We start from the raw sequence: 17,191 nt of genomic DNA, 5'->3' as shown, positions 1-17,191 counted from the left end.
CTCCTAGACGCCCGAGTAGGCGGAGAAGCCGCCGTCGATCGGTACGACGATGCCGTTGACGAAGCCGGACGCTTTCGGCTCCAGCAGCCAGAGCAGCGTGCCGAGAAGCTCGTCCGGCTCGCCGAACCGGTGCTGCGGCGTATGCTCGATAATCTTCTGCGCCCGCTCGGTGTAATCGCCGTTTTCATCCAGCAGCAGCTCACGGTTCTGCGCCGTCAGGAAAAAGCCCGGTGCGATCGCATTGACGCGGATGCCGACTTCGGCGAAGTACGTCGAAAGCCACTGCGTGAAGTTGCTGATGGCCGCTTTCGCCCCGCTGTAGGCCGGGATCTTCGTCAGCGGGCGGTACGCGTTCATCGACGAAATGTTGATGATCGCCGCGTGATCCTTGCCGACCATATCCTGGGCGAACACCTGCGTCGGCAGCAGCGTACCGATAAAGTTCAGCTGAAACAGCTTTTCCACGGCTCCTGAATCCAGGTCAAAAAATGTCCGCTGCTCGCTGTCCTTCATATCTTCGAGCGAAAGCTGCTCGTTTGTCGTCGTCGCTTTCGGACTGTTGCCGCCGGCGCCGTTAATTAAAATGTCCACCGGTCCAAGATCCTGATGAATAGCTGCGCGTGTCTCTTCCAGCCCCTCTTTACTCAGCACATCGGCAATATATCCTTTCGCCGTGCCGCCCTTTTCCTCGATGGCACGGACGACGCGGTCGTTCGCCTCCTGATCGATGGCAAGCACGGCAATTTTGGCGCCGGCTTCCGCGAGCGCTTCACTCATCACCGAGCCGAGCACGCCGCTCCCGCCTGTAATCGCCACAACACGTCCGGTCAGATCTACCTGCAGAGGTAATGTCATTGGGCATTCTCCTTTTTTTGTAGAGTGTGGATGATTCCGTTCAAATACGTGGCACCGAGCGCGCGGTCGTATAATCCATAGCCCGGCCGCCCCGTCTCTCCCCAGATCATGCGGCCGTGGTCCGGACGGATCGGTCCGTCAAACCCGACTTCATGAAGCTTCTCCAAAACGGCGACCATATCAATGGAGCCGGCATGAATCGAGTGTGCCGTTTCCTGAAACGAATAGCCGCTTTTCATCCGCTTCACGTTCCGGGCGTGGACAAAGTGAATCCGTCCTTCTGCCGTTTCGATAATTTCCAGAAGGTCGTTTTCCGGATCGGCGCCGTACGAACCGGTACAGAACGTGATTCCGTTACTCGGGCTGTCCACGCGGGTGAGCATTTCCTTGATCCGCGTATTGCCGTTGATGACGCGCGGCAGATCAAAGATGCGCCACGGCGGATCGTCCGGGTGGATCGCCATGAGCACGTCCTCCTCTTCCGCCACGGGAATGATGCGCTCGAGAAAGTACACCAGGTTGTCCATCAGCTGATCCTCGTCAATTTCTTTGTACCCGTCCATAATCGCCTGCAGTTCATCGGTCTGGTAGGAAAGATCCCACCCCGGAAGCGTCAGCTGCCCGCTTAACGGATCGATATCCTTCAGCGTATCCTCGTCGTATTTCAGCGAGTTCGATCCATCCGGAAGCGCCGCGGCCATTTCCGAACGGGTCCAGTCAAACACCGGCATAAAGTTGTAGCAGATCGTTTTAATACCGGCTTTCGACAAGTTCCGGATCGTCTGTTTGTAATTCTCGATCCATGTCTCCCGCGCCGGTTTCCCCATCTTAATGTCTTCATGCACCGGCACACTCTCAATCACGTTGAGACGCATCCCGTGCTGCTCCACCTTTTCCTTCAGCTGCATAATCCGGTCATACGGCCACACCCCGCCGGCCGGAATGTCGTAAATCGCGGACACAATCCCCTTCATATCCGGAATCTGCCGGATATTCTCCAGCGTCACCGGATCATCGTCGCCATACCAGCGGAAACTCATTTCCATATTAACCCGCTCCTTTACGTTAAATTGAAATACGCTTTCGCATTCTTGTAGCAGATACCTTCGATATACTCCTTCAACAGCGCTTCATCATTCGGCGCCTTGCCATCGTCCACCCAGCCGCCGATCAGACTCGACAGCAGCCGGCGGAAATATTCATGCCTCGACATCGACAGCACACTCCGCGAATCCGTCAGCATCCCGATAAAGTGGCGGATAACCCCGATACTGGCAAGCGCCGTCATCTGATCAATCATGCCGGCCTCATGATCGTTATGCCACCACGCCGTCCCGAACTGCACCTTGCCCGGAATGCCGCCCTCCTGGTAGTTGCCCGCCATCGCCGCAAGCACCGGATTATCCCTCGGATTGAGCGTAAACAGCACCGTCTTCGGCAGCGCCTCCTTCGAGGCCAGCCGGTCCAGAAGCGCCGCAAGCGGCTCAGCCACCGGCGCATCCCCAATCGAATCAAAGCCGCTGTCCGCCCCGATCTCATGGAACTTCTTCGTATAATTGTTGCGCAGCGGCCCGATATGCAGCTGCATCGCCCAGCCCTTCTCCGCATACTTCTCACCGAGGAACAGCATCGTGTGCGTCTTCAGCTTCTCCGCTTCCTCCTCATTCAGCACCCCGCCGTAAAGCCTCCGGGAAAACAACGCCGCTGCCTCGCGGTCGCCGGTCTCCTTATAAAACATGCGGTTGATTCCGTGATCGGATGCACGGCAGCCTGCCGCATCGAACGCATCGATTCGTTCCGACAGCGCTTCGAGAAAATCATCGTACGTTTCAATCGGCTTCTGCTGTATATTGCCAAGCTTTTCGACCCACGATAGAAACGTCGGTTTTTCCGGATGGATCGCCTGGTCCGCCCGAAACGACGGCGCTGCGGTAAACGGAACGTCCGCCTGCTGGAGCTTCCGATGCGTATCGAGCGGGTCCGCCGGATCGTCTGTCGTACCGAGAAATTCCACACGGCTTTTTTTCAGAACCGAATGCGTCGTCACGCCGCCCGAAGAAAGCATCTCGGCTGTTTTTTCGTAAATATCATCTTTCGTTTGATTGTTCAACAAACTATTTATATCGAAGTAACGGGACAGCTCCAGGTGCGTCCAGTGGTAGAGCGGGTTCCCGATCAGATTCGGTACCGTATCCGCCCACGCGTCGAACTTCGCTTTCGGATCCGCGCTGCCGGAGATAAGCGATTCCTCGACTCCATGCGTGCGCATCGCCCGCCATTTGTAGTGGTCCCCGCCGAGCCATACGTCAGTCAGATTGGAGAACGATCGATCTGTGAGAAGCTCCTCCGGAACGAGGTGATTATGAAAATCGATAATCGGCAGATCCTTCGCATAGTCATGGTACAGCTTCTTCGCCGTCTCCCCTTTTAACAAAAAGTCCTCCTCGATAAACGTCTGCATGTGTGTCACCCCCACTTAATTGTTTGACTAATAAACTAATTATAGTTTAACGCGTTGATTTCTGTATTGCAAGCCCTTTATTCTTTCTTTTCCGGATCTTCACCTTTCACACTCGTTCCGTACTTCTCCCGGCGTTCTTTGCCTTCGAGAATCTCTTCTTTCGTCTTCGCAATTTCTGCCTGAATCTCTTCCATCCGCTCCGAATCCAGCTCGTAAAATTTCATCGCAATAATAGAAACGAGCCACATGAGGACCGGAATACCGAGAATCGCCAGCAGTCCGACGAAGAGCAGCCCGTCTGTCAGTGTGTCATCGACCGTCGGGAATTCATCCCGGAAACCGATCACGGCAACGAGTCCACCGACAATTGCCGGCGCGAGCGAGGAGACGGCTTTATCAACGAGAGAAAACAGGGCACCGAGCATTCCCGGCACGTACCTGCCTGTGCGGTACGTTTCATAGTCCGCCACGTCGGCAATCATCGGAATAACAATCGACGGGCCGAGCGTACTCACCCCGCGTCCAACGCTGTAGAGGGCGAGGAAAACGACCGTCAGTACACCGAATTCCGCCAGCGTAAACTCCTGCGGATCGAACAGATAAAACAGGACAAACAACGTCGTAAAGGCAATGACACCAGCCCAAGAAGCGGCGACGAGCGTTCGTTTTAAGCCGCGCTTTCGTGCGTACATGACACCGAGATACGTAATGAGAAGACTCGGTGCGATCGCTATCATCGACACGGTGCCGCTTAAAGCAAAGTTGCCGAGAATAATACCGAAGAACATCACCTGGGCGACCTGCTGCTGCATGACCTGACCGGCAAGTTTATCCGTAGAGGCAGCCAGGACGAGCATGCGGATCGGCCGGTTGTTTTTTAAAATCGGCCAGTAATCACGGAAGCGCACTTTCGGCGCAAAATCAGACAGGCCGAAAAATTCCTTCTGGTCCTTCGACCGGATCGCAATGACCGCAAGCACCGTGAAGATGGCTGAGGCTGTCACAACGATCGTATTTAGTTCGGCGAAGAACCCGAGTGTGAAATCTCCATACTTTTCGACAAGGTACGCGGCGACGAACAGCTGCCCGCCGGTAAACAGCAGTATGTTGTAAACCGAGTCAAAAATCGTAAACAGCGGGCGCTGCTTCGGGTTGTTTGTCAGCACCGTCTGCGCTGCGCGCGTCATCGTCGTCTGCATCGTGTAGCCTAAAATGTAGATGGCATGAATCAGAACGAAAAATGGCAGCTGAGCGGCGAGCGGCAGCTCGTGCGTCAACGTAAACATGAGTAAAAACGAGACGGCGAGCACAATGTTACCGAGCACCATGATCGGACGGAATTTTCCGAACCGCGTTTCCGTTCTATCCACGATAAAGCCGATAATTGGATCCGTGACGGCGTCAAACGCCCTCATCGCCGTTAACACGGTACTGACGATCAAAACGGAAAGCCCGGCAATGCCGGTGGCGTAGTATGTGACAAATCCCATTGCGAACAAATAAATGTTGGTAGCCGTGTTATTCAGGGCGAAAAATGCTATCTGCCACATTTTGGCGGAATGGTACTTTCCCGTGTAGACTTTCTCTTCAGCGGACATCGAATCACCTTCCTGTCATAGAATCTGCAATCGCTTACAATTTCTGTCGAAGACCTCCTTTTAATTAATTTGTTTATCAATCAAACTATTAATTGAATTATATAAGGAGGTCCGGGTAAAAACAACCCTTTTCTGCGAAGTTTTTTTCTCTTTTTCGACATTTTTCTCTGCATGCCCTTTCGACAGAACGTGGAAAGATTTGCTATAATAGAAGAATAAGTTTTTCGGGTAAACATATTGAAAAAGAGAAAGGAGACTGCTGCTGTGAATACTGGAGATGCTGCCTATATAAAGAAAATGAACCGGCGCATACTCATGGAGGAGCTGATTAAAAACGGCCGGCTCTCCCGGAGTGAACTGTCGCGTGCGACCGGACTGAACAAAGCGACTGTATCCGTACAGGTGAACGACCTGATCGAAGAGGGCTTTTTTGTCGAGCGGAGTATCGGGGAAACGACGACCCGCGGCAGAAAGCCGATTTTACTGGAAATCAACCGGCAGGCCGGCTTCAGCATCGGGATCGACATCGACGCCGACAGCCTGCTGATCGTGTTCGCCGATTTCAACGGGACGGTCATTCAACAGGAAAGCCACGAACTCCCGTCCCAGGAGATGGAGGATATTACAGCGCTGCTTGAGGAGCTTCTGACACCGAAAATCCGGGAGCTGGAGAAGACGTACACACCGCACGGACTCGTCGGCATCGGCGTCGGCATCCACGGCATCGTCAGCACCGACGAGCAGATCGTCTACTCCCCCCGCCCCCACTGGCAGGATCAGGAGATCGAACAAAAGCTTGCGGAGCTGTTTCAGACAGAGGTGCACATCGACAACAACGCCAATTTGAGCGTGTTTGCCGAGCAGGTCTATTCGGAGTTCATCAGCGACCTTTTCTGCCTGACGCTGTACTCCGGCATCGGTCTTGGCATCATTCAGGACCATAACATTTACCGCGGCTACCAGGGCTTCGCCGGGGAAATCGGCCATATGATCATCCAGCCGGACGGGAAGATCTGCGCGTGCGGCAACCAGGGCTGCTGGGAGCTTTACGCCTCCGAGCGGTCGCTGAAACAGCAGCTCGAACAGGAATATCCGCTGCTGACAGAAGCGGAACGGATTGAAAAAGTATTCCAGTCCTCATCCTCCGAGCCGCTTCTCGCCTACTATATTAAATATCTCGCAGCCGGCGTGAACAACATTATCAACATTTTCAACCCGGAGAAAATCGTCATCAACGGCTCGATTTTTAACGAGAATCCGGAGATCATCGGCATGATCCAGGAGAAGCTCCATTCCCGGTTCAACCACTACCGCGAAATCCGCACCTCCACGATCGGGCGTCCCGCGTGTGCCCTCGGCGGTGCCGCGCTCGCGTTAAAAGAATACTTCGACATTCAGATCATGGTCCACCACGATCAGGACCTTCACCTCGAACCCACCTCCTGATCCCACCTTTCAGATTGTGGAGCCGGGAAAGAGCGGCCATCCAGTTGTCTAAAGCCGAATAATACGATGAACCGAACGATGAGGAACCTCCGATAGTGGGTCCTCACCGTTCGGTTTTTTCATGTGGTCAAAAGCTTTTGTTTCAGCCTCCTGCTATGGGACTACCGACGGACGACAGCTGCAATCATATATGTACAATATTATGTGCATTATATTGTACATATATTTAGTCATTTCATTGGCTTTACGGTATAATTAAGAAAAGTCCTCCATGCAGGATAAGAAAGGGAGTGAGGGTCATGGTCACAAAAGAATTTAACTCGCAGCAGATTTATGCGGCCAAAGAGTTACGCACCATGTCTCAAGCTAAATTATTGGAACTGCTGGAACGAGAGCGGAAGCTGGCATTTAATTTTAATAATGTGACAAAGGTAACGATGCTGGAAATTAATACGTATAATGAATTGATCGACCGGCTGGAAAAGTTGGAAGCAGAAGTGGAAAGCCTGGAGATGGAACAGCGGTATGGGAACCGTCGGGATCCGGACGAAGCGCCCGGGCAGTGGACATCAAAGCCTGAAGGCACATCTTTAGCCGAGTGGTACACCCGGCAACAGGGAAAGTCCCGGTAAGGATAGACTCCATATGGAAGAAAAATACCACCAGGATTTTTTCAAAAAAGACCTGCCCCGTATCCAACAATTTCTTCAGCAGACATCGGCTGTTTCCGATCCTGAAGCATCCTTTTATCTATTAGTGGACCAATTAGAACAAGAAATTCAGCGCTTGAAACGGTCGCCGTATCAATTGTCCAAACCACTCCAGCATGGCCGGTCGGCAGCTCTGGGGTATTATGCATGCAAATGGTTTTCCTCTCCCCATGTGCGGGGCATCAAAGGGGCCAAACCCGACATGCGGTTGATTTATAAATACGATGAGAATCATACATGCATCTACCTGAAAGCAGTAGGATTCCGTCATGAGCCGCCGCCGATCTATAATGAAAGCGAGCAGCGAAGTGACAGGTTTGATTAAATCATAGATAAACAACTATATTTATAAAAGCCTGAGAGAGCACTATCCCCAGCCTTCTAAAACCGAATACTACGACGTCTAAAACCTCTACAAAACCAACGAAACCGAACGATCCTGAAACGCTGATACGAGAGACAGGGCCGTTCGGTTTTTAGTGTTATAAGGTTTTGGCAGAGCGCCAGCCGTCGTTGTGAGACTGCTGCACGCTGAAACCGGACACTGCTCCAACTCCCCCTCTCTCTTCTTCCGCATGCCAAAAGCCGGACACGTCTGTGCCCGGCTCTGCCGCTGGTACGGTTATTTTTTGTAGCCGAACTCCGGAATGCTGCTCCAGCGCTGCTTCAGGTACTGGACCGTCATTTTCGGCTCGCGGGAGCGCGTGAAGATCCCCTTCTTGTTGCCCTGGGCCCGCATAATACCGAACTTCGTCTGGAAATCGGCGAAGTTCCACAGCTGTTCGCCGACGAAATTCGGGAACTCGTCGAAGACGCGGCTGTTCATCTGGTAATACTCCTGCTGGTACTCCTCCGAAAACGGTTCGCCGTACGGGCTGTGGAAGCCGGCGACGGTATCCGCTCCGTACTCCGTATACATGATCGGCTTCTCCGGATGCTTCTCCGACCACTCTTTCAGCTCGGCGCGCGTTTTCTCCTCCGCCGTTTTCAAATCGCCGTTCTGCACATACCAGCCGTAGTAGCGGTTTAACGCCAGCACGTCCACGAGCTCCGAGCTTCTGTCCGCCTTCGGTGTCGCCATCATGATGTTCACGTACGTGCACGGACGGTTCTGCGGATCGAGCGAGCGCGTCAGATCAAACAGCGGCTTGAAGTATTCATACGCCCCGTCGGCATAGTTGGCCGCCTCGTTGGCAATCGACCACATGACGACCGACGCATGGTTTTTATCCCGCGCCACCAGTTCCCGGAGCACCTGCTCATGGGCCTCGGACGTGTCGAGCACCTCCCACGTATCGTCGGTGAAATCGCCGCGCTCCAGCGCAGAAATATCGAAATTAAACGACGCCATCAGGCCGACTGCCGGCGTTTCGTCGATCACCACGATCCCTTCCCGGTCACAGAGGCGCATCATTTCCTCGGAGTACGGATAGTGCGACGTCCGAAAAGAGTTCGCCCCCATATCCTTCATGAGGCTGATATCCAGCACGTTGTACGCCTCGTTCAGCCCGCGTCCGTTCACATACGTATCCTCGTGCTTACCGAATCCCTTGAAGTAAAACGGCTTCCCGTTAATGAGGAACTGCGCATCCTTGACCTCCACGCTGCGGATGCCGAACGGCTCCTCGTAGACATCGACAACCTCCCCGTCGTTCACCCCTTCGACACGCGCTGTATACAAGTAGGCCTGAAGCGGTTCCCAGAGATGCACTTGTTTCACGGAAATCGACGTTTCCGCACCGGCTGCTTCTCCCACTTCCACTCCGTCCTCATCGATCAGAGTGACCCGGATCTCATCGAAGCTGCCGCCGCTTTCCACCGAGACGTTCACATCGGCACTGCCGTTCTGCAGATCCACTTCGGGTGCGATCGTAATATCCTGAATGTACGTTTTCGGCGTCGTGTACAGACGGACCGGCCGGTGCAGCCCGGCGTAGTTGAAGAAATCAAAGTTCTCATCCACATTGCGGATCAGACGGCCGTCATCGGTCTTCTTCTCCGAATAATTGCCGACAGGAAGCGTCGTGTGGTCGAGCAGGTTGCTGATGCGGATCGTCAGCCGGTTTTTTCCCGGCTCCAGATACTCATTGAGCTCCGCTTCAAACGGCATGAAGCCGCCTTTATGGTACGCCGCCTGCTTTCCGTTCACATACACCCACGCCTCATGCGTCGCCGAACCAAAGCGGAGCACCACGCGCTCGTTTAGCAGCGCCTTGGCCACACTGAACTCCCGCTCGTACCAGAAGTACCCGCTGTGTTCACGCACGTCGCGGTCGACAGTCTGATCATTAAATGATGCCGGGACAGCCATACGGCGGTCGGCAGGAATCGGCGATGCCGGATCGACCGTTTCGGTCTCCCGGTCAATCATAAACTTCCAGACTCCGTTTAAATCAGTCAGTGTGCGGCTTTCTGTTGCGATTGGATATAACATATGTGCATTCCTCCATTATCGTAGTTTCCGCCCGGTATCAGCGGCTGATATCCTGATTGAGCTGAGCTGCAAAACGCTGGACTTCCGCTTCCGAAAACGACGCATTGTCGCCGCGGACGAGATGGTTCATGGCACTCAGGCTCTCTGCGAAAGCGGCGGTTTCCTCCGGTGATTGGTGCGTCTGTATGCCGTGAAGGACACCGGCTGCGAAGGCGTCCCCGCCGCCGATCCGGTCCAGAGGCTGAAAGGTCATGCCTTCCCCTTCGGTGACACGGCCGTTTTCATACACATACCCCCGGAGCGTATGTCTCCCGTCATCGTGGATCGTACGGTCGGTGGAGGCAGCGCTCCTGACGCCGTATTCCTCTTCCAGGCGGCGGTAATAGGCCCCGAGTCTGGACGAAAGATCCCCTTCTGCTTTCTCCCAGCCGAACAGCCATTCGAAATCTTTCCAGCCGGCAAAGCAGTGATCCACATACGGAAGGGCCTTTTCCACCCAGGCAAGCGCTCTCGTGTGACTCCACAGTTTGCTGCGGTAATTGATGTCCAGGCTGATCCAGACCCCTTCTTCCCGGGCTGCCTGCATCAACTCCAGACTCCAATCGGCCGCGCTGTCACTCAGCGCCGGCGTAATGCCGCTGAGATGGAGCACCTCCACTCCCTGTACATACTCCCGCTTCACCGGTTCTTCTGTCAACGCCGTAAACGCACTCGGTTTCCGGTCGTAGATAACCTGCGACGGGCGGATGGAAACCCCTTCCTCCACAAAATACAGACCCATCCGTCCGGAACCTCTCGACACATGCTGCAGATGGACGCCGTGCCTGCGGAGAGAACTCGCCGCAAGCGTACCGATATCATGCTCCGGCAGCCGGCTGATGAGCGAGACATCGTGCCCGAGTCCACTAAGCGCACAGGCCGTGTTCGCCTCCGCCCCGCCGATATGCACCTTCAGCGAATCCGCTGCCGCAATCCGTCCGGCCTCCGGCGGCGTAAGACGCATCATTACTTCCCCTGCCGTAACGATCGAAGCCATCACATCTCCTCCTCTCTCTTTTTAATTTGTTTACCATACAAACTAATTATATTTTTATTCTAAATCGTCCACCGGAAGAAATCAAGCCTTATTGTCTGAAATCTTTTTCGCCCTTCTGTTATGCAACAGGTCGGAGTCGTTATGCATATTCCATCCAACTTCCTGCATACGTGCGGATGCGGATCCAGGAAAAGAAAAAAGCAGCACCGATCCCGTGAAGGATCAGTCCTGCTCTTTCGGTGGAAGCCCCGCTCCCTCCCTTACGAGAACATACTTCTGCACGCCGTCTTCGTCAAAGGCGAGGAGCCTGGCCCCGGCCGGGATCCCTTCGATGCCGAGCCGTGTCAGCACGGCGAGGCCTTCTTTGGAGCGAAGGTCTGCTTTCACGGCGGTACAGATGCCGGAGCGCTTCGTTCCGTCCTGCTCCCAGAGGATGCCGCCGTTTTCCAGGCGGTGGAGAACGGCGGAGCCGGGTGCGAGCGCGATGCCTTCGGCGGCGAGGACGTCGACAGTCTCCTTTGTCCAAAGAAGCGCCGGCTCCTCCCTAAACGGCGCGGCTGCGGCGTCCATACGCACTTTTTCCAGCCGCTCCTGTTCGGCCTGAAGCTCGCGGTTTCTCCGGTCGACCCGCTGGCTCCACGTGTTGGAATACTCCTCCGGCTGAAACGTATCGCGGATATGGTGGATGAAGGCGGTGCCTTTCTTGTCCTTTGGTATTTCAAACTGAAGCGGCTGCCGGTCGAGCGTGAGATAGAGGTAATACCGGGAGGAGCGCGTTTCGATCTGCACGGCGCGGACGAGTGGGAAAGCGGCGTGCAGCAGCACGACGTCCTTTCCTTCCCGGCTCAGCACGTAGAGCGTTTCGTCGGAGAAGACGAACAGCGCTTTTCCGGAAAAGGCGTCCCGCCGGGAATTGTAGGCGTACAGGACCGGTTCGCCTTCCGACATGGCACCGGCGAGCGCCTCCACTTCTCTTCGCAGCAGCGGAAGGTCCCGCCGCACAAACGGTTTTAAGACATACCGGCAGTAAGCTTCTCTGTTCACTTCCATCCCTCCCGTTTCGTATCGAGGCGCGCCTGCTGCAGCTGATCGAAGTAGTCGGTGTACGCCGAAGTGCCGCTGTAGGAAATCATTAAGTAATCGACCACCCGCATCATGCCGATGTACATCAGCGCCCGTTTTTTTCCATTTTACCATAGAGGGATACTCTTCTGAAAACGCCTCCTTGTTCCTGCCTTCTGCCAAGAATAACGATGGACAGGCTGATAGCTGGCAGCAGGGCGGAGACCGGTTTAGAATACAAAGAAGACGCTCAGAAAATCAATGAAATGAGGGATAGCTATGCACATCCAGCTGATTCGAAATGCGACATTGAAAGTCACTTACGCAGACAAAACCTTTCTGATCGATCCGATGCTCGGCAGTCAGGGAGCTTACGAGCCGTTTCCGAACGCCGCCCGTCAGGATCAGTACAATCCGCTGGCTCCGCTCCCGGAACCGGTGGAAGCTGTTCTGGACGGCGTCGATGCGGTGATCGTCACCCACCTGCATCTGGACCACTGGGATCCGGCCGCTGCAGAAGCGGTTCCAAACGAACTGCCGCTGTTTGTTCAAAATGAGACAGACAAGACCACGATTGAGGAAGCCGGGTTCACCAATGTCACCGTGCTCGGAGAACCGTCTTCCTTTGACGGCATCCGCCTCGATAAAACCGATGGCGAGCATGGCCGCGGCGAGATCCTGAAAATGACCGGCGAGGTATGCGGCGTCGTGTTTTCGCATCCGTCGGAAAAGACGCTGTATATCGCCGGGGATACGGTGTGGAATGAGAAGGTGCGCGCGGAGATAGACCGGCATGCGCCGGAGGTGATCGTCGTAAATGCGGGGGACAACCAGTTCCATGAAGGCGGTCCGCTCGTGATGGGTGCGGAGGATGTGCGGCAGACGGCGGAACAGGCGCCAAAAGCGGCGGTTGTGGCGGTGCACATGGAAGCGGTGAACCACTGGATGCTTTCTCGTGAGACGCTCCGGTATTCGGCGGAGGCGCATGGCTATGCCGACCGGCTGTCGGTGCCGGAGGATGGGGAGACGCTGAGGTTTTAAATGGCCGAGCGCTCCTCCAGACGCAGCGGGGAACGTAATATCATTCTTCGTTCCTTAGAGGAAAGAAAATCGAAGTAAGCCGGAATACCATTTATAAGATCAAGGAGGACTACATAGAAAAAGGATGACCCCTGCTATGATGCGGGAATCATCCTTTTCTCATTTTACGACGGTTCGACGACAATATCGATGCTTGTGGGAAGATAGACATCCGTCGTTTCCCCTTCTTTTTCATACGAGAAATCGACTAACAAGGTGATGGTATAAACACCTGCAGGAAAATGGTCTGCTTCACCATATGTTTCCTTCATTTTTTCCTTTTCTTTTTCTGATTGTGTTCCTAGTGGATAACCTACTTCACTTAATTTAAAAGTGTTTATTTCTAATGCTTCTCCTTGAGCAAGAGTGGAGGTTTTACCTAATGTTTCTATTTCAGGAAATGTGATATGACTACGCTCATAATCTGTTATGACATAATTAAAGGGTGCTGCGGCATGATATAACTCGATGTTTTCTCTTTGGCCTTTGTAAGTCAATAACCCTGCAATATCGAGCGATTGGCCCTCTTGATAAACTTTCTTGGCTGAAGTGAGCGTTATTTCAAAGTCACCCTCTTCGGTCGTGGCCGTGACTTCCCCTTCATCGCTGGTGCTTTCCGTATTGGCAGCCTGTGCCTCTTCGTCATTTGTCTGTCCGTCGGTTTGACTGCAGGCGGTGACGACAGCAAGCAGCATGCATGCGGTCAATCCCCTGCGCAGCGTACGCATACGACCTCCCCCTTTGTGAAAATATCCTCTGCACTTGCTTTTCTCTGCAGATTTTTTTGTGATCTTCTCACTGTATTTGTCGGGAGAAGAAGGGTATACGTTTCACGATGTCGGATATTTTTACCATTTATCATGGGGAATGGTGACAGTGTAAGCCTGTTTTTAAACGGATCCTCAGGCTGAATGTTCTTGATCCGTATGGATATCACTTAAAATGCCGTCATGTCGAATCTGCACCGTGTTCCTCTCGATAACCTGCCTCTCCCGCGTCGGGCCCGCCTTACCCGTGCCTCTTCGGCAGCCGTACGCGGAAGCGGGTTCCGCTGCCTTCTGCGTCCGAGACGTCGATCGTACCGCCGTGGGCATGGACGAGTGCGGCGGCAATAGAGAGCCCGATGCCGCGTCCGCCAAGCTCCCGGCTGCGCGACTTCTCACCGCGGTAAAACCGGTCGAAGACGAAGCGCTGTTCGTCTTTCGTCATGCCGATGCCTTCATCTTCCACGATCAGCTCCACCAGGTCCTCCTGCTCTGCGATCCGGAGCTGCACCGTCCGGCCGGCGGGGGTAAATTTCCACGCGTTATGAAGCAGGTTCTGCATGACTTGACGGAGGCGGTCCGGATCTGCTTCCACCTCCTCCGCCCGGCAGTCCACCTGCAGAGTGACGCCCTTTTCCCGGAACATGGCCTGGACGTCCGTTTCCAGCGAGGTGGCGAAGTGCGTGAGGTCGATGCACTCGATCCGGAGCGACCGGCTCCCCTGCTCGGAGGCGTACAGCTCCTCCATCTCGCCGACCAGCCGGACGAGCCGCATGAGTTCTGCGTGGCTCCGTGCCAGCCGCTCTTCATCCGGCTGCATCACCCCGTCCTGGAACGCTTCGATCTGGCTCCGCAGTGCTCCGAGCGGCGTCCGCAGCTCGTGCGCCAGGTCCGCGGTAAACTGCCTCCGGCGAATGTCCTCTTCCTCCAAATAAGCGGACAGCACCGACACCCCTTCCGCCAGCTCATCCAGCTCTTTTACGCCGTAGTCCTTCTTCTCCAGCTGGCCGTTTTTCTGCTTCAGCGCCTGAACGTCTGCACTGATCTCCCGCAGCCCGCCGGTCATCCGTCTGGAAGCCAGGTGACTGAGCAGAGCGGCTGCGGCGAGCAGAAGCACCCCAAGGCCGGTCAGCTGGAAGACCATGTCGCGGAGAAACTGGCGTTCTGCACTCCCGGGACCTGCCGGGTACGTCACTTCCAGCGTGCCGACCTCTTCTGAACCGGCGTACAGCGGATACGTCCGCTGTTCCCCGCTGCTTCCGGAGCCCATCATATCCTGCATCATGCCGCCCATATTACCCATGCCTCCCATACCGCTCTCCACTTGAACGCCGTTTCCATCGTACAGGACGGCCGAAATTCCCTCCTCCATCCACAGCGTATGCGGCAGCATCGGCGATATCTCTTCGAATGACCCTTCGGCTTCGTATGCGGCTTCAATTACTCTAACTATCTCCTCCACCCGCTGTTCCTGCTGGTCCGTTACGTAGTCGCCAAAGTGACGCTCGACGCTCCAGAAGACAAGCAGGCTCAGCAGCAGCAGACTTCCGCCGGCCAGCAGCAGTCCGAAGGCGAAGTACCGCTTCTGCACCGTATTAAACATCCCGCTCCCCCCGGAACCGATAGCCCATGCCGAACACCGTCTCCACCCACTCCGGATGTCGGGGATCCACTTCGATCTTTTTGCGGAGGTTTTTCACGTGTACGTCAATGCTCCGTTCGTATCCTTCAAAGAACAGGTCCTCCTGCACCTTCTCCAGCAGCTCGGCCCGTTCGTACACCCATCCCGGATGCCTGGCCATCGCCGTCAACAGCCGGTATTCAATCGGCGTCAGGTGCACCTCTTCCCCGCCGCAGATCACGCGGCGCTCGTTCAGCCGGATGCGCAGCCTCCCGCCGCCGAAGGACCACACCTCTGACTGCTCCTCCTGCTTCTGAAACCGGCGCATAATAGCCTGGATCCGCACCATCACTTCCCGCGGACTGAACGGTTTGACGACGTAGTCATCCGCCCCTAAAAGCATCCCCTGCACCCGCTCCTCTTCCGCGGACTTCGCACTTAAAATAAGCACCGGTGTATCCGCTTCTCTCCGAACTTCCTGGAGCACCGATTCCCCGGAGAGATCCGGAAGCATCAAATCGAGAATAATAAAATCCGGCCGCTTCACACGGAACTGCTTCAGTCCGTCCGCGCCGTTCAGCGCATACGACACCTCATGCCCATCGCGGACAAGGTACGCTTCAAGCACTTCCACCATCGAATACTCGTCCTCCACAATCAGCACGTGCACACACACCACCCCCGGTCCGTTTTACCCAAAGTATAGCACGCCCGCCCCGTGCGCCGGCATTTCTTCATCACATCTTCATAACCTGCGCCGCCACCTTCATACGATATACACACCCTTCCCCTACACTGTAGATAAGAGGAAGGATCCTCCTCTCATCCCACTACCGGAAGGAGCGACCGATCATGAAAAAACGACTGCTCATCACCCTCATTATCGTCCTTGGACTCGCCGTCCTGACTGCCGCCGGCGCCGCTGCAGCACAGCCGGGCGGATTTATGAACATGCCGTGGCAGGATCACCCGCACGGGCAGATGATGGAAAACGACGATCTTCCAATGGGACCATTTGACGGCGGCATGCATGGAGACCGCACCTTCCATGACGACATGCACGCGCAGATGGACACCATCATGCAGGAAAACGGCGGCTGTCACGGTTACCAGCAGGAGAATACCGAAACAGCGGAATAGGTACGGAGACGAGCAGGATTACGCTCATGACGTACCGCAGCAGCCGGGTAGACAGCGCCCGGCTGTTTTTTTGATGCAGGAGAAGGTCGCAACAGCGGCGGTCAAGACCGCCACGAGGGCATACAAGATCGCAACAGGAGCAGGTAAGACCGCCATACCAGGAGCAGATCGCCACACCTGCGCCCCAGATAGCCACGCCGCCCTCGAAGATCGCAACGATCAGCGCCGACACCGCCATACGGCCGGCGAAGACCGCAACGAAACCGGCCGAAGTCCATTCCCGCAATCACAGGACACCGCTGACATTTCCGCTGCTCTCATTCCACAGGCCGGTCCAGCTGCGCCGAACTGCGTTCGATCATAGAGACAGCTTTACTGATCATCCAGAAAAAAGTGGCAGAACCTGCTCGTGTTTGTCCCAACAACATTCACGATAAAGGATCTGCCACTTATTTTTCATTTTGTCCGCGTATTCGTCCACAACACGTCGCGGTGGTGCACCAATAACTATTTGTAGATGCAGTCAGCCATCCCTTTCATCTACAACAAGCGTATCTGTCTCTATGGTCGTTTCTCCATCCTGCAGTTCGCCGCTCCTCGTTGATAAATCAAAATCAAGGTAAACAATATCTCCCTGGTTGATTTCATCAACAGCTATAGGACTGCCTTCTCCATCGATGACCTCCAAATCTTCTGTTCGTTTTACATGGATCAGCCGGTAAATGGATTCAACCTCTATATCCTGTTCCTGGTAGTATTCCATATAGGGTTCCGAAATATTTAATGTGATGCTGTCCTCCTGACCGCTGTCGTTAACATGGCTCCTCAGGGCGTGATCAAAATCATCCAATGCTTCGCTTTCTATATTGTTTTCCCCCGAGCACGCAGTGAAAAGAGCAAGGGGCCCCGCTATGATTAGGAATATCGAGTAAATTCTCCTCATTATTTAACCCCCCATACTGAAAGTTATTTCTACTTTAGAAG

Annotated in this window: 17 protein-coding genes; 5 read left to right on the top strand and 12 right to left on the bottom strand. The window is 54.7% G+C overall.

All coding sequences use genetic code 11. The features are described 5' to 3' along the window. Positions 1 to 3: 3 nt before the first annotated feature. The 4 genes from C6I21_RS03905 to C6I21_RS03890 all read right to left on the bottom strand — a co-directional run bounded on the left by C6I21_RS03905 (position 4) and on the right by C6I21_RS03890 (position 4,866). Positions 4 to 855: an SDR family oxidoreductase gene (locus tag C6I21_RS03905; RefSeq protein WP_105958135.1), complete on the bottom strand. Its 852-nt coding sequence runs from the start codon at positions 853 to 855 to the stop codon at positions 4 to 6. Further along, positions 852 to 1,901 (bottom strand): mannonate dehydratase, encoded by a 1,050-nt coding sequence (gene uxuA / locus C6I21_RS03900; protein WP_105958134.1) that lies wholly within the window; start codon positions 1,899 to 1,901, stop codon positions 852 to 854. The genes C6I21_RS03905 and uxuA overlap by 4 nt, the downstream gene beginning before the upstream one ends. A 14-nt stretch (positions 1,902 to 1,915) precedes the next feature. Next, positions 1,916 to 3,316, bottom strand: coding sequence for a glucuronate isomerase (uxaC, locus tag C6I21_RS03895; RefSeq protein ID WP_105958133.1), 1,401 nt, complete (start codon positions 3,314 to 3,316; stop codon positions 1,916 to 1,918). A 77-nt stretch (positions 3,317 to 3,393) separates the two neighbouring features. After that, on the bottom strand, positions 3,394 to 4,866 hold the full coding sequence (locus tag C6I21_RS03890) for an MFS transporter (RefSeq protein ID WP_245411530.1): 1,473 nt from the start codon (positions 4,864 to 4,866) through the stop codon (positions 3,394 to 3,396). A gap of 312 nt (positions 4,867 to 5,178) precedes the next feature. Between C6I21_RS03890 and C6I21_RS03885 the strand changes: the two genes are divergently transcribed. The 3 genes from C6I21_RS03885 to C6I21_RS03875 all read left to right on the top strand — a co-directional run bounded on the left by C6I21_RS03885 (position 5,179) and on the right by C6I21_RS03875 (position 7,395). Continuing rightward, entirely contained in the window at positions 5,179 to 6,360 is a 1,182-nt protein-coding gene (locus C6I21_RS03885) for an ROK family transcriptional regulator (protein ID WP_105958131.1), read from the top strand. A 299-nt stretch (positions 6,361 to 6,659) separates the two neighbouring features. Continuing rightward, on the top strand, positions 6,660 to 6,992 hold the full coding sequence (locus C6I21_RS03880; protein WP_105958130.1) for a hypothetical protein: 333 nt from the start codon (positions 6,660 to 6,662) through the stop codon (positions 6,990 to 6,992). Between the two features lie 13 nt (positions 6,993 to 7,005). Then, a complete protein-coding gene (locus C6I21_RS03875) occupies positions 7,006 to 7,395 on the top strand; it encodes a hypothetical protein (protein WP_105958129.1) in 390 nt (129 codons plus the stop codon). A 297-nt stretch (positions 7,396 to 7,692) separates the two neighbouring features. Here C6I21_RS03875 and uidA read toward each other — a convergent pair whose 3' ends face one another. The 4 genes from uidA to C6I21_RS16750 form a co-directional block, all read right to left on the bottom strand. Then, complete coding sequence (uidA, locus tag C6I21_RS03870) at positions 7,693 to 9,504, bottom strand: beta-glucuronidase (protein WP_105958128.1); 1,812 nt, start codon at positions 9,502 to 9,504, stop codon at positions 7,693 to 7,695. Between the two features lie 37 nt (positions 9,505 to 9,541). Beyond that, positions 9,542 to 10,540: a sugar kinase gene (locus C6I21_RS03865; protein ID WP_105958127.1), complete on the bottom strand. Its 999-nt coding sequence runs from the start codon at positions 10,538 to 10,540 to the stop codon at positions 9,542 to 9,544. Positions 10,541 to 10,762: 222 nt separating this feature from the next. Beyond that, positions 10,763 to 11,584: a hypothetical protein gene (locus tag C6I21_RS03860; RefSeq protein ID WP_105958126.1), complete on the bottom strand. Its 822-nt coding sequence runs from the start codon at positions 11,582 to 11,584 to the stop codon at positions 10,763 to 10,765. After that, on the bottom strand, positions 11,581 to 11,709 hold the full coding sequence (locus C6I21_RS16750) for a hypothetical protein (RefSeq protein ID WP_280953436.1): 129 nt from the start codon (positions 11,707 to 11,709) through the stop codon (positions 11,581 to 11,583). The genes C6I21_RS03860 and C6I21_RS16750 overlap by 4 nt, the downstream gene beginning before the upstream one ends. Positions 11,710 to 11,881: 172 nt before the next feature. Between C6I21_RS16750 and C6I21_RS03855 the strand changes: the two genes are divergently transcribed. After that, on the top strand, positions 11,882 to 12,643 hold the full coding sequence (locus C6I21_RS03855; protein WP_105958125.1) for an MBL fold metallo-hydrolase: 762 nt from the start codon (positions 11,882 to 11,884) through the stop codon (positions 12,641 to 12,643). A gap of 164 nt (positions 12,644 to 12,807) precedes the next feature. On the opposite strand, the gene C6I21_RS03850 is transcribed toward C6I21_RS03855, so the two are convergent. The 3 genes from C6I21_RS03850 to C6I21_RS03840 form a co-directional block, all read right to left on the bottom strand. Further along, positions 12,808 to 13,410: a hypothetical protein gene (locus C6I21_RS03850; protein ID WP_105958124.1), complete on the bottom strand. Its 603-nt coding sequence runs from the start codon at positions 13,408 to 13,410 to the stop codon at positions 12,808 to 12,810. A 280-nt stretch (positions 13,411 to 13,690) separates the two neighbouring features. Beyond that, a complete protein-coding gene (locus C6I21_RS03845) occupies positions 13,691 to 15,049 on the bottom strand; it encodes a sensor histidine kinase (protein ID WP_105958123.1) in 1,359 nt (452 codons plus the stop codon). After that, complete coding sequence (locus C6I21_RS03840) at positions 15,042 to 15,737, bottom strand: response regulator transcription factor (protein WP_105958122.1); 696 nt, start codon at positions 15,735 to 15,737, stop codon at positions 15,042 to 15,044. Before C6I21_RS03840 ends, C6I21_RS03845 begins: the two co-directional genes overlap by 8 nt. Positions 15,738 to 15,919: 182 nt before the next feature. Here C6I21_RS03840 and C6I21_RS03835 point away from each other — a divergent pair, with 182 nt between their 5' ends. Further along, positions 15,920 to 16,207, top strand: a complete 288-nt coding sequence (locus C6I21_RS03835) for a hypothetical protein (protein ID WP_105958121.1) — start codon at positions 15,920 to 15,922, stop codon at positions 16,205 to 16,207. Positions 16,208 to 16,730: 523 nt separating this feature from the next. Here the strand turns inward: C6I21_RS03835 and C6I21_RS03830 are convergent. Then, complete coding sequence (locus C6I21_RS03830) at positions 16,731 to 17,150, bottom strand: hypothetical protein (protein WP_105958120.1); 420 nt, start codon at positions 17,148 to 17,150, stop codon at positions 16,731 to 16,733. Positions 17,151 to 17,191 lie beyond the last annotated feature (41 nt).

The sequence above is a fragment of the Alkalicoccus urumqiensis genome, from assembly GCF_002993335.1.
Lineage (GTDB): Bacteria > Bacillota > Bacilli > Bacillales > Salisediminibacteriaceae > Alkalicoccus > Alkalicoccus urumqiensis.
This window is presented reverse-complemented; position numbering and strand designations above follow the sequence as displayed.

Coding starts and splice junctions, on each gene's coding strand:
- C6I21_RS03905 (WP_105958135.1), bottom strand. CDS start 855: ATGACATTACCTCTGCAGGTAGATCTGACCGGACGTGTTGTGGCGATT.
- uxuA (WP_105958134.1), bottom strand. CDS start 1,901: ATGGAAATGAGTTTCCGCTGGTATGGCGACGATGATCCGGTGACGCTG.
- uxaC (WP_105958133.1), bottom strand. CDS start 3,316: ATGCAGACGTTTATCGAGGAGGACTTTTTGTTAAAAGGGGAGACGGCG.
- C6I21_RS03890 (WP_245411530.1), bottom strand. CDS start 4,866: ATGTGGCAGATAGCATTTTTCGCCCTGAATAACACGGCTACCAACATT.
- C6I21_RS03880 (WP_105958130.1), top strand. CDS start 6,660: ATGGTCACAAAAGAATTTAACTCGCAGCAGATTTATGCGGCCAAAGAG.
- C6I21_RS03875 (WP_105958129.1), top strand. CDS start 7,006: ATGGAAGAAAAATACCACCAGGATTTTTTCAAAAAAGACCTGCCCCGT.
- uidA (WP_105958128.1), bottom strand. CDS start 9,504: ATGTTATATCCAATCGCAACAGAAAGCCGCACACTGACTGATTTAAAC.
- C6I21_RS03865 (WP_105958127.1), bottom strand. CDS start 10,540: ATGGCTTCGATCGTTACGGCAGGGGAAGTAATGATGCGTCTTACGCCG.
- C6I21_RS16750 (WP_280953436.1), bottom strand. CDS start 11,709: ATGTACATCGGCATGATGCGGGTGGTCGATTACTTAATGATTTCCTAC.
- C6I21_RS03855 (WP_105958125.1), top strand. CDS start 11,882: ATGCACATCCAGCTGATTCGAAATGCGACATTGAAAGTCACTTACGCA.
- C6I21_RS03850 (WP_105958124.1), bottom strand. CDS start 13,410: ATGCGTACGCTGCGCAGGGGATTGACCGCATGCATGCTGCTTGCTGTC.
- C6I21_RS03845 (WP_105958123.1), bottom strand. CDS start 15,049: ATGTTTAATACGGTGCAGAAGCGGTACTTCGCCTTCGGACTGCTGCTG.
- C6I21_RS03835 (WP_105958121.1), top strand. CDS start 15,920: ATGAAAAAACGACTGCTCATCACCCTCATTATCGTCCTTGGACTCGCC.
- C6I21_RS03830 (WP_105958120.1), bottom strand. CDS start 17,150: ATGAGGAGAATTTACTCGATATTCCTAATCATAGCGGGGCCCCTTGCT.